The 17,016-nt window shown below is 68.9% G+C and carries 20 protein-coding genes; 13 read left to right on the top strand and 7 right to left on the bottom strand.

From position 1 onward, the window contains the following. Positions 1 to 11 precede the first annotated feature (11 nt). Positions 12 to 413, bottom strand: a complete 402-nt coding sequence (locus ACZ6O0_RS22015; RefSeq protein ID WP_465766820.1) for a hypothetical protein — start codon at positions 411 to 413, stop codon at positions 12 to 14. A 210-nt stretch (positions 414 to 623) separates the two neighbouring features. Here ACZ6O0_RS22015 and ACZ6O0_RS22010 point away from each other — a divergent pair, with 210 nt between their 5' ends. Next, complete coding sequence (locus tag ACZ6O0_RS22010) at positions 624 to 1,586, top strand: endonuclease/exonuclease/phosphatase family protein (protein WP_465766819.1); 963 nt, start codon at positions 624 to 626, stop codon at positions 1,584 to 1,586. On the opposite strand, the gene ACZ6O0_RS22005 is transcribed toward ACZ6O0_RS22010, so the two are convergent. Continuing rightward, the gene (locus ACZ6O0_RS22005) at positions 1,581 to 2,399 is read right to left on the bottom strand and encodes a TetR/AcrR family transcriptional regulator (protein WP_465767069.1); all 819 of its coding nucleotides are present in this window, start codon (positions 2,397 to 2,399) and stop codon (positions 1,581 to 1,583) included. The genes ACZ6O0_RS22010 and ACZ6O0_RS22005 overlap by 6 nt on opposite strands. Before the next feature lie 75 nt (positions 2,400 to 2,474). On the opposite strand from ACZ6O0_RS22005, the gene ACZ6O0_RS22000 reads away from it, so the two are divergent. The 5 genes from ACZ6O0_RS22000 to ACZ6O0_RS21980 all read left to right on the top strand — a co-directional run bounded on the left by ACZ6O0_RS22000 (position 2,475) and on the right by ACZ6O0_RS21980 (position 6,113). After that, positions 2,475 to 3,308, top strand: a complete 834-nt coding sequence (locus ACZ6O0_RS22000; protein ID WP_465766818.1) for an SDR family oxidoreductase — start codon at positions 2,475 to 2,477, stop codon at positions 3,306 to 3,308. A 45-nt stretch (positions 3,309 to 3,353) separates the two neighbouring features. After that, positions 3,354 to 4,514: an Rv2578c family radical SAM protein gene (locus ACZ6O0_RS21995; RefSeq protein WP_465766817.1), complete on the top strand. Its 1,161-nt coding sequence runs from the start codon at positions 3,354 to 3,356 to the stop codon at positions 4,512 to 4,514. Between the two features lie 295 nt (positions 4,515 to 4,809). After that, positions 4,810 to 5,268 carry a hypothetical protein gene (locus ACZ6O0_RS21990; protein WP_465766816.1) on the top strand — a complete coding sequence of 153 codons (459 nt, stop codon included), beginning with the start codon at positions 4,810 to 4,812 and terminating at the stop codon, positions 5,266 to 5,268. A 144-nt stretch (positions 5,269 to 5,412) separates the two neighbouring features. Beyond that, positions 5,413 to 5,766, top strand: a complete 354-nt coding sequence (locus tag ACZ6O0_RS21985) for a hypothetical protein (protein WP_465766815.1) — start codon at positions 5,413 to 5,415, stop codon at positions 5,764 to 5,766. A gap of 47 nt (positions 5,767 to 5,813) precedes the next feature. Then, positions 5,814 to 6,113, top strand: coding sequence for a hypothetical protein (locus tag ACZ6O0_RS21980; RefSeq protein ID WP_465766814.1), 300 nt, complete (start codon positions 5,814 to 5,816; stop codon positions 6,111 to 6,113). Between the two features lie 382 nt (positions 6,114 to 6,495). Here ACZ6O0_RS21980 and map read toward each other — a convergent pair whose 3' ends face one another. Next, positions 6,496 to 7,263 (bottom strand): type I methionyl aminopeptidase, encoded by a 768-nt coding sequence (gene map, locus ACZ6O0_RS21975; protein ID WP_465767068.1) that lies wholly within the window; start codon positions 7,261 to 7,263, stop codon positions 6,496 to 6,498. Between the two features lie 53 nt (positions 7,264 to 7,316). Here map and ACZ6O0_RS21970 point away from each other — a divergent pair, with 53 nt between their 5' ends. The 3 genes from ACZ6O0_RS21970 to ACZ6O0_RS21960 all read left to right on the top strand — a co-directional run bounded on the left by ACZ6O0_RS21970 (position 7,317) and on the right by ACZ6O0_RS21960 (position 9,531). Continuing rightward, on the top strand, positions 7,317 to 7,604 hold the full coding sequence (locus ACZ6O0_RS21970) for a helix-turn-helix domain-containing protein (RefSeq protein ID WP_465766813.1): 288 nt from the start codon (positions 7,317 to 7,319) through the stop codon (positions 7,602 to 7,604). A gap of 320 nt (positions 7,605 to 7,924) precedes the next feature. Continuing rightward, positions 7,925 to 8,911, top strand: coding sequence for a CapA family protein (locus ACZ6O0_RS21965; protein WP_465766812.1), 987 nt, complete (start codon positions 7,925 to 7,927; stop codon positions 8,909 to 8,911). A gap of 77 nt (positions 8,912 to 8,988) precedes the next feature. Beyond that, positions 8,989 to 9,531 (top strand): rRNA adenine N(6)-methyltransferase family protein, encoded by a 543-nt coding sequence (locus tag ACZ6O0_RS21960; protein WP_465766811.1) that lies wholly within the window; start codon positions 8,989 to 8,991, stop codon positions 9,529 to 9,531. Between the two features lie 35 nt (positions 9,532 to 9,566). Here ACZ6O0_RS21960 and ACZ6O0_RS21955 read toward each other — a convergent pair whose 3' ends face one another. Further along, positions 9,567 to 11,303 (bottom strand): ABC transporter ATP-binding protein, encoded by a 1,737-nt coding sequence (locus ACZ6O0_RS21955; RefSeq protein WP_465766810.1) that lies wholly within the window; start codon positions 11,301 to 11,303, stop codon positions 9,567 to 9,569. Then, positions 11,300 to 13,021: an ABC transporter ATP-binding protein gene (locus tag ACZ6O0_RS21950; protein WP_465766809.1), complete on the bottom strand. Its 1,722-nt coding sequence runs from the start codon at positions 13,019 to 13,021 to the stop codon at positions 11,300 to 11,302. Before ACZ6O0_RS21950 ends, ACZ6O0_RS21955 begins: the two co-directional genes overlap by 4 nt. 133 nt (positions 13,022 to 13,154) lie before the next feature. Between ACZ6O0_RS21950 and ACZ6O0_RS21945 the strand changes: the two genes are divergently transcribed. Continuing rightward, positions 13,155 to 14,120, top strand: a complete 966-nt coding sequence (locus tag ACZ6O0_RS21945; RefSeq protein WP_465766808.1) for a glycerophosphodiester phosphodiesterase — start codon at positions 13,155 to 13,157, stop codon at positions 14,118 to 14,120. 80 nt (positions 14,121 to 14,200) lie between these two features. Here the strand turns inward: ACZ6O0_RS21945 and ACZ6O0_RS21940 are convergent, their stop codons facing one another. Further along, positions 14,201 to 14,545, bottom strand: a complete 345-nt coding sequence (locus tag ACZ6O0_RS21940) for a PspC domain-containing protein (protein WP_465766807.1) — start codon at positions 14,543 to 14,545, stop codon at positions 14,201 to 14,203. 157 nt (positions 14,546 to 14,702) lie between these two features. Between ACZ6O0_RS21940 and ACZ6O0_RS21935 the strand changes: the two genes are divergently transcribed. Genes ACZ6O0_RS21935 through ACZ6O0_RS21925 form a run of 3 tightly spaced genes read left to right on the top strand, consistent with a single transcriptional unit; the run spans position 14,703 to position 16,432 of the window. Further along, positions 14,703 to 15,194, top strand: a complete 492-nt coding sequence (locus tag ACZ6O0_RS21935) for a SigE family RNA polymerase sigma factor (protein ID WP_465766806.1) — start codon at positions 14,703 to 14,705, stop codon at positions 15,192 to 15,194. Continuing rightward, positions 15,191 to 16,072: a PASTA domain-containing protein gene (locus tag ACZ6O0_RS21930; protein WP_465766805.1), complete on the top strand. Its 882-nt coding sequence runs from the start codon at positions 15,191 to 15,193 to the stop codon at positions 16,070 to 16,072. Before ACZ6O0_RS21935 ends, ACZ6O0_RS21930 begins: the two co-directional genes overlap by 4 nt. 30 nt (positions 16,073 to 16,102) lie before the next feature. Further along, the gene (locus ACZ6O0_RS21925) at positions 16,103 to 16,432 is read left to right on the top strand and encodes an MmcQ/YjbR family DNA-binding protein (RefSeq protein ID WP_465766804.1); all 330 of its coding nucleotides are present in this window, start codon (positions 16,103 to 16,105) and stop codon (positions 16,430 to 16,432) included. Positions 16,433 to 16,445: 13 nt separating this feature from the next. Here ACZ6O0_RS21925 and ACZ6O0_RS21920 read toward each other — a convergent pair whose 3' ends face one another. Then, entirely contained in the window at positions 16,446 to 17,009 is a 564-nt protein-coding gene (locus tag ACZ6O0_RS21920; protein ID WP_465766803.1) for a GNAT family N-acetyltransferase, read from the bottom strand. Positions 17,010 to 17,016 lie beyond the last annotated feature (7 nt).

The raw sequence follows: 17,016 nt of genomic DNA, 5'->3' as shown, positions 1-17,016 counted from the left end.
GAAGGGATCGATCAGCCCGCGACCAGCTTGATCGAGTTGATCGGGGTCAGGTCGTAGTTGTTGGCCGTGTACTCCGGGTAGTACCACGGGCAGTCCGTGCCGCTGTAGGTCTTGCACAGGTAGGCGCTCGCGCCGCCGTACTGGTTGTTGAAGACCATGTGCACGCCGACCTGGTTGACCAGCTTGTGCACCCCGTAGCTCCAGTAGATGTCCGACGGGTGCCCGTTGTTCCAGCCGGTGTCGCGCGGGTAGATGCAGACCGCGCCGTACGGGCAGCCCTGGTAGGTGCCGCCGGTGACCTTCATGGGTGTGGCGGCCTCGCCGGCCTGCGCGGCCGGCGCCGTCACGGTCGCCATCGCCAACGCGCCGGTGGCAAGGCCGGCGCCGACGATGGCCTTGATGATCTTTCGCATGATCTCCCCTTGATCTGCTGCCCCCTGGTGGGGCGCTGCCCTCAGCTTCGGTCGACGCGAGCTCCGCCCGCCGGGGGTTTCGGGCCCGCCCGAAGGGGGCCGGCCGCCTTTCGGGCAACGCCGAAAGGAGTTGTCGGCAACTGTTCGCTCCGAGTTGGTGACGGCGGGTGGCGTCCGGCGCTACTTTGGGAAGGTCTTGGGGAGGACGCGATGACGCTGACGGTGGGGACCTTCAATCTGAACAATCTGTTCGACCGGTGGAACTTCGAGGGCGCGCTCGACGTGCTCGCGAGCGGGACCAGTTCGGTGCCGGCGACGTACACCTTCGACGACGAGCACCGGCGCCGGCTGCAGCTCGACGGGCACGGGAAGCTACTGGTCGCGAAGAAGCCGGAGGACACCAACCGGGTGGCCGAGCGGCTGCTCGCCGCCGACGTCGACGTCTGGGTGGTGCAGGAGATCGAGAACGTCGACGTCCTGCGCGAGTTCAACCGCGAGCACCTGAACGGCAGCTACCCGAACGTGATGGTGATCGACGGCAACGACTCGACCCGGTTCATCGACATCGGCATCCTGTCCCGGCGGCCGCTCGGCGGGGTGACGAGCTACCAGCGGGTCTTCCATCCCGACGTACCCGACCGGCCGATCTTCTCCCGCGACCTGGTCGAGGTGGAGGTCCTGGACGCGCGCGGGCGGAAGGTGCTGACCGTGTTCGGCACGCACCTGAAGTCGAAGTTCGTCGACTTCACCGTGCCGGACCCGGTGGCGGCCGCGGCGGCGGCACAGCTGCTGCGGACGCGGCAGGCGGAGACGATCGTGCGGATCATCGCCTCGCGGACGAGCACTCGGCAGCGGTTCCTGCTGTGTGGGGACATGAACGACACACCTGATTCGCCTGCGCTGGTGGCGTATGCGCAGTCCGGGCTGATCAGTGCGCTGACGTCGCCGACCGAGGTGGGCATGGTCAAGACGACGGTCGCGTTGCCGGCGAGTCCGGCGTGGACGTCGACGTTCAAGGCGTCCGGGCAGCCGCGATCGTTCGATCTGATCGACCAGATCTGGCTGTCGAAGGCGTTGGCGCCGCGGCTGCAGGGGGCGTTCATCGGCCGGCGGAAGAAGCTCGCCCGGGACGGGACGGATCACGATCCGGCGTGGATCTCCCTTGATCTATAGGCGTTCGCGGGCGGTGTGCTCGATGCCGTCGAGGAGGCGGTCGAGGCCGTAGCGGTAGGAGTCGGCGGCGGCCTCGCGGGTGCTCGACTGGTAGCCGTTCGCGTTCCAGATCGTCGTCATCGCGGGATGTCTTTCGACGTCGAAGTACGTCTCCCACAGCTCGCTGCGCTCGTACCACCAGGCGTCGTTGCTCTGACCGGTGGCGCGCTCGATCAGTTCGCTCTCCGCTTCCAGGCCGGCGGCGGAGTCGACGTACGTCGTGATCGCGAGCGCCGCCGTGTTGGTGTCGGACGGGCTGAGGCCGGTGTGGAGGAGTGCGGACAGCAGGTACTCGCGGGCGGCCAGCATGCCGGGGCCGACCGGCGGACGGACCGTGGACACCTGACTCAACCAGGGGTGCCGGTGGAACATCGCGCGGGTCTGCACGGAGTAGATCTCCACCTGCTCGCGCCAGTCGCCCGGCCTTGGCTCACCTGGAGCGGGCAGGTCGCGTTCACCGAGCACCTGGTCGACCATGAGGTCGAGAAGCTCCTCTTTGGACGGCACGTAGGTGTAGAGCGTCATGGTCCCGACACCTAGCTCCTTGGCGACCCCGCCCATCGAGGCTGCCGTCAGCCCTTGCTCGTCGGCCAGCCGGATCGCCGCCAGCACCACGCCGTCGACGTCCAGCGAGGGCCGCCGGCCCGCACCGCGCCGGCGCTCGGCGGGCGGGCTGGGCTGTTCGCTGGTGTCGTCAGGGTCTGTCGGCTTGCGGTGATTGCGCCACAGCAGTGCCAGCGTCCGCTCCGGCTGCCCTTCACCACTCCGCCGCATGATCACAGGCCAACCATAGGCGCCAGCTCGAATTCTCGTATAGCCTACGAGAATTGATGTCGACGGGAGAACCGCATGACGATCCTGGTGACCGGGGCGACCGGGAGTGTGGGGCGGCTGCTGGTGGACGAGCTGGTGGCGGCGGGCGCGCCGGTGCGGGCGTTGACGAACAACCCGGTGCGGGCGGCGTTGCCTGAGGGGGTCGAGGTTGCCCGGGGGTATCTGGGGAAGCCGGCGACGTTGCCTGCCGCGCTGGCCGGCGTCGACACGGTGTACCTCGCGCCACTTCCGGCGTCCGTGGACGACTTCGTCCGGTGCGCGCAGGAGGCCGGCGTACGGCGGGTCGTCGTACTGTCGGGGGAGCCGGCCGACTACGAGGCGCAGGGGGATCCGTCGACGTGGCACTACTACCGGATCGAGCGGGCGATCGAGGCGGGCGGGTTCGACTGGACGTTCCTGCGGCCGGGGCAGTTCATGAACAACACGCTGGACTGGGCGCCCTCGATCAAGGCGGAGGGTGTCGTACGAGCGCCGTACGCCGGGGCCGTGCAGACGCCGATCGACCTCGGGGACATCGCGGCGGTGGCGCGCGTCGTACTGCTGTCCTCGGACTACGGCGGTGAGAAGTTGACCATGAGTGGGCCGGAGGGGCTCACGCCGCCGGAGCAGGTCGCGTCCATCGCGGCGGCGATCGGGCGGGAGGTGAAGTTCGAGGAGCTGACGCCGGGGGAGTATCTGGATCGGCTCGCGCCTTCGGTCGGGCTCGAGGTGGCCCAATGGTTGCTGGACGGCTTCCGGATGATGGCGGAGTACCCGATGAAGCCCGAGCCGACGGTGCCCTTGCTGACCGGGCGTCCTGGGGTGACGTATCGCGAATGGGCGGTCGCGAACGCTGCGGCCTTCCGTTGAGGCTCCGGCTTGAATGGCTGGCGAACATGTGTTCGACTGTAGTGCATGAGGTGGGCCGGCCAGCAACTCGACGTGGAGACCCCGGGGACGTTGCCCGGGCTGGGGTCGATCGCGGGCCTGGTGCGATCGGTGACCACACCGGAGTTCCAGGGCATCACCTTCCATGAGGTGCTCGCCCGCTCCGCGCTGAACTCAGTGCCCGGTACGTCGCTGCCCTTCAACTGGACCATCAATCCGTACCGCGGCTGCACCCACGCCTGCCGCTACTGCTTCGCCCGCCCCAGCCACAAGTACCTCGAGCTCGACCAGGGCGCCGACTTCGACCAGCAGATCGTCGTGAAGACCAACGTCGCCGAGGTCCTCCGCCGCGAACTCGCCCGCCCGTCCTGGTCCCACGAACAAGTTGCCCTAGGCACCAACACCGACCCCTACCAGCGCGCCGAGGGTCGCTACCGCCTGATGCCCGGCATCATCTCCGCCCTCGCCGAGTCCGGCACGCCCCTCTCCATCCTCACCAAGGGCACCCTCCTCCGCCGGGACCTCGGTTTGCTGGCCGCGGCCGCCGAGCAGATCCCCGTAGGCATAGGCATCTCCCTGGCCCTGGGCGACGAGGAACTCCGCCGCCAGGTAGAACCCGGCGTCCCCTCCGTCCGCGGCCGCCTGGACCTGATCCGCGCCATCCGCGAAGCCGGCCTCCCCTGCGGCGTCATGGTCGCCCCCGTCCTCCCCTGGCTCACCGACTCCACCGACCAACTGGACCACCTCTTCGCCGACCTGGCCGCCGCCGGCGCCACCGGAGTAACCACCCTCGTCCTCCACCTCCGCCCCGGCGTCAAAGACTGGTTCATGACCTGGCTGGCCCAAACCCACCCGCACCTGGTCCCCCGCTACGAATCCCTCTACGCCCACAATGCCTACGCCGCCCCCAGCTACCGATCCGCCTTCGAACAAAAAGTCCGCCCCCTCCTACACAAACACGGCTTCGCCCGAACCTCCTCCCACAGACCCGACCCCCTCCCCCACAGCCCTACCCAGCCCGGCCGTACCCTCACCCAACCCCGCGGCATAGTTGACGCCCCCGGCCCCAACTCCACCTCCGACTCCGCCACCGGCTGGGGCGAACCCAACCCCACGACCCGCCGCTTCCACCCGCCCCCCAAACCCCCCACCCCAAAACCACCCCCAACCCAACAACCCCTCTTCTAGCCGTGCAACGGTCCGTCCAACGCGGCAGTGAAGTCCTCTCCGATGCCCCGCACGCGCTGCGCGAAGTGGCGAGCCTCGCCGTCTGGGGCGAGCCATGCATCCCGATCGATCAACGCGTGACCGGAGAGCGCACCACGACTCGTTCGCAGCCGATCCGGGGAGCGTCTTCAGGTGAGCCTGCGACTCAGGAAATGCACGCCGGCGCAGGCGGTCGGTTGATGCTTGGAGGGGCGGGGCGAGGTGTCATACTCCGGGCACGAAAACGACGGTTCGACCCAGATCAGAGGACCGCATTGTGGATGCTCGTAGATCGCGGGACTGGGCGGAGTGGGTGGATGTTGAAGCCCGTCTGCCTTGGCTCACAACGGGGCCGTACTTTCTGGAGACCAGGGATCTGGAAGCGACACTGCTGGGCCTTGAGAGCCTCGGCTTCCGGGTAGTCACTGCGCGAGCTCCTGAGGACGGTGATCTCGAGGAGCGCCTGCTCATTGAATTGACTGGGCTCCTAGGGTTCTCGGCTCTTGGCGCGGGTTCCTGGGCCGCCTTCGGTGACCGGCTCTGGAACCTGCTCACGGAGTCGTGGTATCCGCCGGTAGCAGTGGTGATCGAGGGATCCGATCGGTTGATGCAGAAGAACCTTCATGCCTTCGTGAGGTGCGTACACAATCCGGTCTCCCTGACCGAGGGAGTCGGCCTCGCGGAGAACCGCGCACAGCGCCAGGTGGAGTTCCTCTTCGTGGGGGACTGGGCGTAACGGCCGCCGCCGAACCGATAAGCGTTGCACCGCCGCCCCGGCGCCATGACTGCAGACTCGACCGCTGTTCGGCATTGCCTGGGTAGGTAAGGTCAGTCCGAACAAGGATGCTCTGGCCCCTCGGATCGGGACGGCGTTTACTCCATGAACCAGGCCGATGCCGGCGATCGGCTGTCGAGAGAACTCGTGTCGCTCGTTGCCCATCTGACCCAACCTCTTGGTGCCGTCTCCGAGACGCTCGTGCGGCAAGCGCAGGCTGCGACGGTCGTTCGCTCCTCCGGAATGATGATCGATCTGCACGTGCCAGCCGACGAGCAGTCGGTCGAGCTCGGCGATGGTCCTACGCCTACGCGGGCCCTCGTGTACGCCGAGAACGATCTGGTCGGCGAGTTGCTCCTGTGGATTCGAAGTGGGCGGCTGATCGGGCTGGAACAAGCATGGTTCACCGACGCGGCACCCACGGGTTGGCCCTCGCCGGCGGATGTCCGGGTTTCCTAACTGCCAACTTGCGGGTGGTTGCTGCACGTCGACTTGGAGGGTGGCAAGTGGTTGAACAGATTCGCGTTCCGATCGCGGTGCTCAAGCAGGCGGCGGAGATCTTGCTGGAGCATGTGGAGGAGCTTGAAGGGGAGTTCGTCTCGGTTGAGAAGGACTACTACTGGACGATTGCACCTGAGCAGCTCTACGACGTGTTGCATGAACCGTCGGACCTGACGGTTGGTCAGCTCACGGAATGCCTGGACAACCTCAACTCACTGGTTGCCGATCCGACAGCCGCCACGTCCTATGGGTTGGTCTGGCTGGCCGCCCTTGCGCGAGCGGTCGGACAGAGCGTCGTGAGGTGATGTGCGTCCTCCTCGGCTCCATGCGATCGTCTAGGGCGCAGTCGGATGGTCGGTCTGTCTGCGCTGCATCCAATGCGCAGCTGCGGGTGAGTGTGGCTAGCGGCGCGATGGCCTGCGAGTGCCGCAAGCCGCGTGCACGTGATGTAGGAGCGGGCTAACGGCGGCGTGGTGTGTCGGCGGTTGGCGGGAACACTTGCGGTCGAGCGGGCCGCGGTAGCTCGTGCAGGAGTCGTAGGCACTGGGGTCGTCCTGACGGATCGACAGTGCCGGAACGCAGTGCAGTTGAGGAAGCGGCGGTAGCCGCGTGCTAATGGGTGGGTGGGAGCGACCGGCGTAGCACGCGACGTAGGAGCGCGCGTAGCGGGCGCGTGGGGTGGCCGAGTTACGGGAGGGTGAGGATTTCGGGGCCGTTCGGGGTGATGGCTACGGTGTGTTCGGCGTGGGCGCCTCGGGAGTGGTTGGCGGAGCGGAGGGTCCAGCCGTCTTCGTCGATGAGGTAGGTGGTGCCGGGGGCGGACCAGAACCAGGGTTCGATGGCGAAGACGTGGCCGGCGCGGAGCTTGAGGCCTCGGCCGGGGCGGCTGCCGTTGGGGACGTGGGGGTCTTCGTGCATGCGGCGGCCGATGCCGTGGCCGCCGAAGTCGAGGTTGGTGCCGAGGTTGGCGGCGTGGCCGATGCGGCCGATGGCGGCGCCGATGTCGCCGAGGCGGTTCCCGTCGACGGCGGCTGCGATGCCGGCGGCGAGGGCCTGTTCGGTGGTGGCGATGAGTTCGAGGTCTTCGGGGCGCGGCGTACCGACGCAGAAGCTGGTGGCGGCGTCCGCGCACCAGCCGTCGACCGAGGCGCCGCAGTCGACGTTGAGCAGGTCGCCGTCCTGGAGTTCGAGGTCGGTCGGGAGGCCGTGCAGTACGGCGTCATTGACCGAGGTGCAGATGACGCCGGTGAACGGGATCGTCGCGAAGCCGGGCTGGTAGCCCTCGAACAAGGACTCCGCGCCGGCCGAACGGAGTACGTCGCGAGCGACCTCGTCGAGCTCGCGGAGGGAGACGCCGACCGCGGCTTCCTTCTTCACGGCCGCGAGGGCGTTGGCGACGACGCGGCCGGCGGCGCGCATCTGTTCGATCTCTGCCGGCGTCTTCAGCTCGACCATGGGCTGCTTCCTCAACTTCACGGGATAGTTATACCGGTACTATTATCACGCCTATGGTCCGACCACCTCTTTCCAGCTGGGATCGCGAACGCGGTCGTCACCTCGGTCGCCTGCTCCGCGAGGCCCGGGGTGAGCGCAGCATGGTGGACGTCGCGGCCGCCTGCGGGGTCTCCGTCGACACCTTGCGCAAGATCGAGACCGGCCGCATCCCCACGCCGGCGCTGTTCACCGTTGCCGCCGTCGCCGCCACGCTGAATCTCTCGCTGGACACCTTGGTCGCCGCCTGCCATGACAACCACGCCGCCGACGCTCCGCCGGACAGCTCCGGCCTGATCGCCTGAGTCACCTGTACGGCGTGGCTTCGAAGGTACTCGCGCAGATCGCCGACACCCTCTCTCTGAAGGCCAACTAAATGCGGCGTCCCGGCGTCTCCTGAGCAACTGGGGTTAAGGCTTGGGGGACTGGGATGGCGGTACGACGACGTACGGTGCTCGGGGGACTGCTTGTCGGAGCCGGAGTACTGGCGACAGCTGGGTGTATCGCGGACACAGCAGCGGACACCGGCAGTGGCGAAAAGCCTGGTCAGCCAGGTCAGGCTGGCGAGAACGGAAGCGCCGGATCCCAAGCAGGTAAGGCGAATCGGCCCGACCGCATCACGGTGGTGGCAACCGGCGACGTGCTGTTGCACGAGCGCCTCTGGACGACCGCCAAACGCGACGGCAGGGGCGGCGCCTGGGACTTCGCGCCGCTGATGAAGAGCGTGAAACCGCTGGTCCAGGACGCCGATCTCGCGATCGCGCACCTGGAGACGCCGCTCGCCCCGCAAGGCGGCCCGTACCACGGCTACCCGCTCTTCCAAGGTCCGCCGCAGATCGCCGCCGCCCTGAAGCAGACCGGCTACGACCTCTGCACCACGGCCAGCAATCACAGCTTCGACGGCGGCGCGGCCGGTGTCGATCGGACGCTGAACACCCTGGACAAGGTTGGCCTCCGGCACGCGGGAACGGCGCGTTCGAGGACCGAGGCGGAGACGCCGACCATCGTGGACGTCCAAGGTGTGAACGTCGCGTCGCTGTCGTTCACGTTCGGCTTCAACGGGCTGCCGTACCCGAACGGCCAGACTTGGCGCGCCGCCGAGCTGGACGCGGCCACGATCAGCCGGAAGGCGAAGGAGGCCCGTGAGCAGGGTGCGGAGATCGTCGTGGTCAGCTGCCACTGGGGTACGGAGTACTCCTCGAAGCTCAACGACCAGCAACGCGAGCTCGCGCCACAACTGCTTGCCGACAGCAACATCGACCTGGTGATCGGTAATCACGCGCACGTCGTGCAGCCGATGGAGCAGATCAACGGGAAGTGGGTCGCCTATGGTCTCGGCAACCTGGTCGCCGCCCACCGCGAGCCCAACAGCATCAAGGCCGAGGGCCTCCTGACCCGCTTCACGTTCGCCCGCGACGGCGACCGCTGGACCACCGAGCAGGCCGGGTACGCGCCGCTCCTGATGACGGACGTGTTGCCGGTCCGCGTCCTCGACGTACGGCGTGAGCTCGCGAAGGGCGACTCGGTGGCGAAGCGGAGCCGGCTCGAGTTGGCACAGAGTCGTACGGCCGAGACCGTCGGAGCACTCGGAGCGACGCCGACGGCGTTGTGACCAGGAAAATGCTTTGAGCCAAAGCAGCAATGCGGTCTAGGGTCGCCGCATGATTACGTACTTCGTGATGGTCCGTCGTGCCCGGCTCCGGGCAGGCGAGGGGTGCCTGGGGATGGCATCCGCTCGATAGTCGCTGGGCCCAACGGGTCGTGGACGCGGCCGGGGTCAGACCCGGTGAACTCGTCCTCGACGTCGGGGCCGGACTCGGTGCGCTGACCGCACCGCTCGTCCAGGCCGGTGCCCAGGTGGTCGCCGTCGAACTCCACCCACAGCGGGCCGACCGGTTGCGTCGGAGGTTCGCGGACGCGCCGGTGACGGTGGTCCGTGCCGATGCCGCGGATCTGCGGTTGCCGGCCCGGCCGTTCCGGGTGGTGTCGAGTCCGCCGTACAACGTCTCCACCGCACTGCTGAAGCGCTTGCTGGCACCGGGTTCACGCCTGGTGTCGGCGGATCTGGTGCTGCAGCGGCAGGTGGCGAATCGGTGGGCTCGCGGTGACGCACCGGGGGCGAACCGGTGGTTCCGGCACTACGACTCCTCGATCGGGATTCGCCTTCCCCGCAAGGCTTTCACCCCGCCTCCGCATGTCGACTCAGCAGTCCTCGTACTGCGCAAACGGTAGAAACGCCCCCACCCAGGCGGGTGGGGGCGTTTCTGTCAGCCGTGCCAGGAGTTCCACAATGCGGCGTACGAACCCTGCCGAGCGACCAGCTCGTCATGACTCCCCAGCTCCGAGATCCGCCCGTCCTCGACCACCGCGACTCGATCCGCATCATGAGCCGTGTAGAGCCGGTGCGCGATCGCGATCACGGTCCGCCCGTCCAGCACGGCCGCCAACGATCGCTCCATGTGCCGAGCCGCGCGCGGGTCGATCAACGAGGTCGCCTCGTCCAGCACCAGCGTGTGCGGATCCGCCAGGACCAGCCGCGCCAGCGCCAGTTGCTGCGCCTGCGCCGGCGTCAGCGCCAGCTGACCGGACCCGACACGAGTGTCCAACCCGTCCGGCAGGGCCTCCGCCCACTCCCGCGCGTCCACCGCCTCGAGTGCCGAGAGCAACTCGTCGTCCGAGGCCGAGGGCCGCGCCATCGACAGGTTGTCCCGCAACGTCCCGACGAAGACGTGATGCTCCTGCGTCACCAGCGCGACCTGCTTGCGCAGCTCGTCCAGCGGCAACTCGGTCATCCCGACCCCGCCGACCGTGACCGAACCGGTCCGCGGCGGATGGATCCCCGCGACCAACCGGCCCAGCGTCGACTTCCCGGCCCCGGACGGACCCACCATCGCGATCCGCTCACCGGGCTGGATGGTCAGATCCACGCCATGCAGTACGTCGCGGCCGTCGACGTACGAGAACCGTACGTCGCGCGCCTCGACCAGCTCGCCGGCCGGTGAACGGCCCGACGGCGTCCGGTCGTCCGGTACGTCGCTGATCCCGAGCAGCCGTGCGAACGCGGCACCACCCGACTGCAGCTCGTCCATCCAGGAGATCAACCGGTCGACCGGATCGATCAGCTGGTTGACGTACAGCACGCCGGCCGTGACCGCGCCGAGCGAGACATGCGCGCCGAGGTGCAGCCAGCCACCGAACAGCAGCGTCCCGACGACCGGCACCAGATACCCGACCTCGACGACCGGGAACCACACCGTCCGCAGGAACAACGTGTACCGCTCGGCGAGGTACGAGCCGCGGATGTCCGCATCGCCCTGGCGGACGCGGTCGTCGTACCGCCGGAGGGCCTCGACCGTCCGCGCGCCCTCGACCGTCTCGGCCAGCGAGCTGGTCATCTGGGCGTACGCCGCGTTCTCCCGCAGGTACCCGTCCTTGGCGCGGCGCAGATACCACTTCGTGCTCAGCCAGAGCACCGGCACCATCGCGACCAGCGGCACGAGCACCCAGACGCCGACCAGCACCGTCGCCACGACCGTGAACAGCACCGTGACGAACGCGATGATGGTCTCCGGTACGGCGAACCGCACCGTCCGCGAGAGGGTGTCGACGTCCCGCGAGGTCCGGGACAGGAGGTCGCCCGTGCCGGCCCGCTCGACCGTGCCGATCGGCAACGCGAGCGCGTTGTCGACGAAGTCCTCGCGCAGCTCGGCCAGCACCTGCTCGCCGAGCGCGAACGACTTGAACCGGGCCCAGCGGGTCAGCAGCGACTGCGCCACGACGAACACCGCGATCACGACGATCACCTGGTTGACCTTGGCCGCGGTCGTCCCGTTCTGGACGTCCTCGACCAGGCCACCGATCAGCCGCGGCGCGGCGAGGCCGGTGACCGCCGCGAGCGCGTGCAGCAGCAGCGCGACGAACAGCGTCCGCGGGTGCCGACGGGCCAGCCGCCGCGCGTGCCGGCGGATCTCGGTCGGCCCGGCCACGGGCAGGATCTGCCTCATCTCAGCACCTCCTCGGCTTCGGTCTCACGGGTGACGGTCCGGCGGTAGCGCGGATCGGTCTCGAGCAACGCACGGTGATTGCCCGAGGCAACGACACGGCCGGCGGCGACGAAGATGACCTCGTCGACGCGGTCCAGCAGCAGCGGGCTCGCGGTCAGGACGACAGTGCTCCGGCCGGACCGGTGCTCGCGCAGCCGGTCCGCGATCCGCGCCTCGGTGTGTGCGTCGACCGCCGACGTCGGCTCGACCAGCACGAGCACGGACGGGTCGGCGAGCAGCGCCCGCACGAGCACCAGCCGCTGCCGTTGGCCACCGGAGAACGACCGGCCCTTCTCCTCGACCTCGGAGTCGAGCCCGTCGGTCAACGCGACCAGCACGTCCTCGGCCGACGCCGTACGCATCGCGGCCATCACTTCGTCATCGGTACGACGGCCGTCCGGGTCGAGCTCGGACCGCAGGGTTCCGGTGAACAGCTGTGAGCCGGTGTCGCTCACCAGGATCCGCTCGCGGATGTCCGCACGGGTCGCGCTGGCCAGCGTCACTCCGCCGTACCGCACTTCGCTCAGGTCGTCGTACCGACCCAGGCGGTCGGCCAGCTCGGCGTAGCTGTCCGGCTCGGCGGAGACGATCGCGGTGAGCAGACCGTCGCGCGCACGAATGCCGGAGACCGGATCGACCAGGTCGCCGCGCTCCGGCAGGCGGACCGCGGTGATCGGCTCGGTGATGTCGGGCTCCAACGCCAGCACGCGGATCACTCGGCCCGCCGCGACCAGACCGCGCATCAGCTGGTTGGCGAACTCGGTGGCAGTGCGGAGCGGCAGCACCAGGAACGTCGCATAGCCGTAGAAGGCGACCAGTGAGCCCGCGCTGAGGTCACCGCGCAGCGCGAAGTGCGCGCCGAGGCCGACCACCAGCACCACGAAGATGCCGGGCAGCAGCACCTGCGCCGCGTCGAGCACGGACTGGATCCCCGCGACGCGGACACCCGCCTGCCGGACCTGCTGCGACTCACTGCGGTAGCGCCGGGAGAAGGACTCCTCGCCGCCGATTCCGCGCAGCACCCGCAGACCGGCGACGATGTCGGAGCCGAGCGAGTTCAGCTCGCCGACCGACTCGCGCTGCGCGGACTGCCGCTTGTGCAGCGGGCGCAGCATCGGGCCGAGGGCCAACAGCATCACGGGCACGCCGATCAGCACTACCAGGCCGAGCGTGGTCGACTGGGAGAGCAGGATCACCGCGACCACGACGAACGCGACGATCGCACCGGTGAACCGGGCCGAGATCTCCATCAGGTTGCCGATGTAGGACAGGTCGCCGGCGCCCACGCTGACCACCTCGCCGGTGGCCAGGTGCTTGGGCAGCGTGGCGCCGAGGTCGGCCGACTTCCGGGTGACGACCTGGACCGTGCGGTACGCCGCGGTCAGCCAGTTGGTCACCGCGAACCGGTGCCGCATGATGCCGGCCAGCGCCTGCACCACGCCGACCGCGAACAGCGCGGCGGTCCACTGCAGCAGCGCCTTCCCGTCCTTCGCCGCGATGCCCTGGTCGATCGCCAGCCCGAGGATCGCCGGGATGAACGCCTGCGCGGCCATCCAGAGGATGCCGAACGTCATCCCGCCGGCGAGCGTAGGCGTCTGCCGCCGCGCCACCCACCACAGATAGCGGGCCGGCGAACGGTGATCGGGAACGCCGGGATCGGCGACGGGAAGTTGTCTCATAGCCTTCCCAGGCTAGGTGCGGCCACCGGCACTCCGCATGCGAATTACCGGCTCCGGTGACGGTCGGTAGACCTTCACCTTGCGTTGGGCAACGAGTTCCCGGTGGGCAATGTCCGGCCCCTGTCCTGGAACCATGCTGGTGATCGCGCATCGGGGAGCGAGTGGCTACCGCCCGGAACACACGCCGGCGGCCTACCGCCTGGCCGCGGCCCAAGGGGCCGACTATCTGGAGCCCGACCTGGTCGCCACGCTCGACGGCGTCCTGGTCTGCCGGCACGAGAACGAGATCTCCGGTACGACGGACGTCGCGGCGCACCCGGTCTTCGCGGACCGCAAGATCACCAAGATCGTCGACGGCACCGCGGTCAGCGGCTGGTTCGTCGAGGACTTCACCTACGCGGAACTGCGCACCCTACGGGCGGTCGAGCGGATGCCCGGGCTGCGTTCGGGCAACACGGCGTACGACGGCCTCGAGGAGATCCCCACGTTCGACGACGTGGTGGCACTCGCCCGGCGGGAGTCGCTCCGGCTCGGGCGGCCGATCGGCGTCATCCCGGAGATCAAGCACCCGGCGTATTTCCGGCGGCTCGGACTGCCGCTGGAGGAGCTGCTGACCGAGCGGATCCTGGCCCTGGGGCTGCGGGACGACGAGATCATGGTGCAGTCGTTCGAGCCGAGCAGCCTGCGCCGGCTGGCGGTGATGACCAGAGTGCCGCTGGTGCAACTGGTGGACGCGGAGAGCGCTCCGAACGACTTCCTCCGCACCGGTGACGGTCGTACGTACGCCGATCTGATCGAGCCGGCCGGGTTGCGCGAGATCGCGACGTACGCGCAGGTTCTGGCTCCGCACAAGGACCTGGTGATCCCGCGGACCGCCAGTGGGGCGCTGGGGGAGCCGACCCGTCTGGTCGACCAGGCCCACCGGGCCGGTCTGGCGGTCCAGCTCTGGACCTTCCGCGCCGAGCGGCGCTTCCTGCCCACGGCCACGGACTTCCCCACCGAACTGACCCGCTTCGCCGCGCTGGGCGTCCAGGGCATGTTCTCCGACCACCCCGACCAGGCCGTCGCCGCACTCCGCAAACCAGCCTTGAACGTGTGAACGCGGCGGGGTGACGACCAGATGTCGTCACCCCGCCGCGGAGCGGTCGGATACTGCGCCCGGGCAGGGCGCAGGACGGATCATGCCGCCGGGGGCTTGTTGTTGCTGTTGGTGTCGTCGTAGATCCGGGAGGCGATGTCCGCCTCGGGGCTGTGGTTGTTCTGCTGGTTCACCGACTGCTGGACGTTCTGCCAGACCGCCTTGCCGTCGGACTCGGGGATCACGATCCAGGCCACCGCGTAGCCGAGCAGCGCGGTACCACCAGTGATCAGAGTCAGGCCGACGATGCCGAGGCGGACCAGGGTGACGTCGATGTTGAAGTACTCCGCGATACCGCCGGAGACACCGGAGAGCATGCGCTGGTCGCGGGACCGACGGAGGACCTTGCCGGAGAGGTTCGAGAACGGTGCGTTGGAGTTCGTCATGGGTCAACTGTCCCGCCTGGGACCCCTCCGCCACATCAGGATCGGTACCGACCCACCCCTGATCCGACCCCTGGGACCCTGATGCTGTCCCCTGACGACTTTCGTGGAACCCGAGTGCGCGGTCAGCCTGTCTGTAGGGGTGAAGGGCGGGTGACGGATGGACGACTTCAGCGAATACGTGGCGGCGCGGTGGCCCACTCTGGTGCGCTCCGCCGTGCTCCTGGGGTGCAACCACCCGGAAGCCGAGGACCTCGTCCAGACCGCCCTGGAGCGGTGTTTGGTGAAGTGGAACAAGGTACGGGCGGCCGACGATCGCGATGCGTACGTGCACCGGGTCCTGATCAACAGCTTCCTCTCTTCCCGGCGCCGCCGCTGGCACGGGGAGAGACCGTCGGCGAACCTTCCCGAGTCCGCCGGTCTCGATCAGACGACCGGGATCGACGACGCCGACGTGGTGATGCGGGCCCTCGACCGGTTGCCGACCGACCAGCGGGCTGCCGTCGTACTGCGCTACTACGCACACCTGAGTGAGCAGCAGATGGCGTCCGTGCTGGGCGTCGCCGCCGGCACGGTGAAGAGCCGGCTGTCCCGGGCCGTGAAGGCCCTGGCGCAGGACCCGGACCTGGCAGAACTGCGAGAGACACGATGATCGAATCGAAGCTGACCGAGCTCCTCGAGCGCACCGGCGCACAGACAGCCGTCGGATCGCCGCCCCTGGACGCCCTGCGTGCGGGCGCCGCCCGCCGACGGCGCCGCCGGACCGTGGCGTGGTCGGCTACCAGTGCGGTGGCTGTGGCTGCGGTCATCGGTGCGACCACACTGCTCGCTACACAGCGCCCCGGTGACCCGACTCCGCCGGTCGCCACCACCACGCCGCTGCCTGCGGGGATGCGGTTGGTCGGCCTCGGTCACGCGGCGATCGCGGTGCCGAAGGAGTGGGGCACCAATCAGTTGACCTGTGTGACGCCCAACAAGGACACCGTTCTCATCGACGTCGGTGCGGTAACGCTGTGCGGCATGCCTCGCCCCGCCGGGGTCGAGAGCCTGGAACTGGGCCGCGGTGTACCGCGGATCTTCGACTTCCACGCCGACGAGACCCTCGAGATCGACGGCGTGCGGGCCGAGCGTCAGCGGACGACGTGCCCGGACGAGGGCAACCTCGGCCAGGTCGAGGGCATCCTCGGCCAGGTGACGATTTGCTCCGGCGCCGTGTTCATCCCGTCGCTGGACGTGTGGTTCTGGGCTCAGTCGTCGACGAACGCCGGGGAAGTCGATCGCATGCTCGACCGCATCGTGGTCGTGCCGGACCTGGTCGGCGTACCGGGGTACCGCGCGATCGACCTTGACGGGCGGCAACCCACCGCGGCGGACTACGCCCCCCTGCTCAAGCAGGCCGGGTTGAAGCCGGTGATCCGGACCAGGAAGTCGCCCGGCGACCCGACTGGAACGATCCTCACGGCCACACCGCCTCCCGGCACGATGCTGGCCCCCGGGGCGACCGTGACCGTCACCGTCGCCGGGCCCTGAACTGTCGGTGCGGCCGCATACCGTCGGGGGATGGACGTCGACGTGCTGCAGAAGGTCGTGTTGGGGCTGCCGGGCGTGGAGGAGCATGAGGGCTGGGCGGGGCAGCCGGTCTTCAAGGTGAAGAACAAGAGCTTCGCCTATATGTCGGAGGACGAGACCAGGCTGCAGCTGAAGGCGCTGCGCGAGGAGCAGGAGGCCCTGGTCGCCGAGGACCCGGAGGTGTACTCGCCGTCCTGGGCGGGCGGCCGGTTCGCCTGGGTCGCCGTGGACATCGTCGCGGCCGACGACCAGGAGCTCCGCGAGCTGGTCACCGAAGCGTGGCGCCTGACCGCCCCGAAGTACCTGATAGCCCAGCTCTAGTCATCGCCCAGCTCTAGTCGAGGACGAGCCGCACCAGGACCCACTGAGGGCTGGTGCGGCTGACCTCCTTGAACCCGGCGTCCAGAAACACGGACAGCGGACCGCGGTAGAGGTCGGCTGACGGAGTGCGTCCGGCGAGCGCCGTGTCGACAGCACACCCCTCAACGGCCGGAGCGCCGTACGTGCGCGCCAGGTCGATGGCTCCCGCGGCCAGCTCACCCGCAACCCCCTTGCGCCGCCGGCCGACCGGTACGACGAAGCACGTGATCACCCACGAGTCCGGGTGGTCGGTACGCCAGTTCGGCGACGCGACCACCCGTGGGTACGACGTACGCGGCCCTATCGCGCACCAGCCGACCGGCGTGGTCCCGTCGTACGCCAGAACACCGGGCGGACGCTTGCTCTCGCACACCTGGGCGCGCAGCGCGTCCCGGTTGCTCGCGGGGGTAGCGTCGGACCAGGCGCGGCCCCGGAGGCGGAAGTACTGGCACAGGCAGCGGGCCGGATCACCGCGTTCGCCCATGACCGCGGCCACGTCCGCCCAGGTGTCCGGGCCGGCCTCGCGCAGCGTCACCATGGGTTCA

It is taken from the genome of Kribbella sp. NPDC048837, from assembly GCF_055586945.1.
The sequence above is the reverse complement of the archived record's forward strand: the minus strand, read 5'-3'. Positions and strand labels throughout refer to the sequence as shown.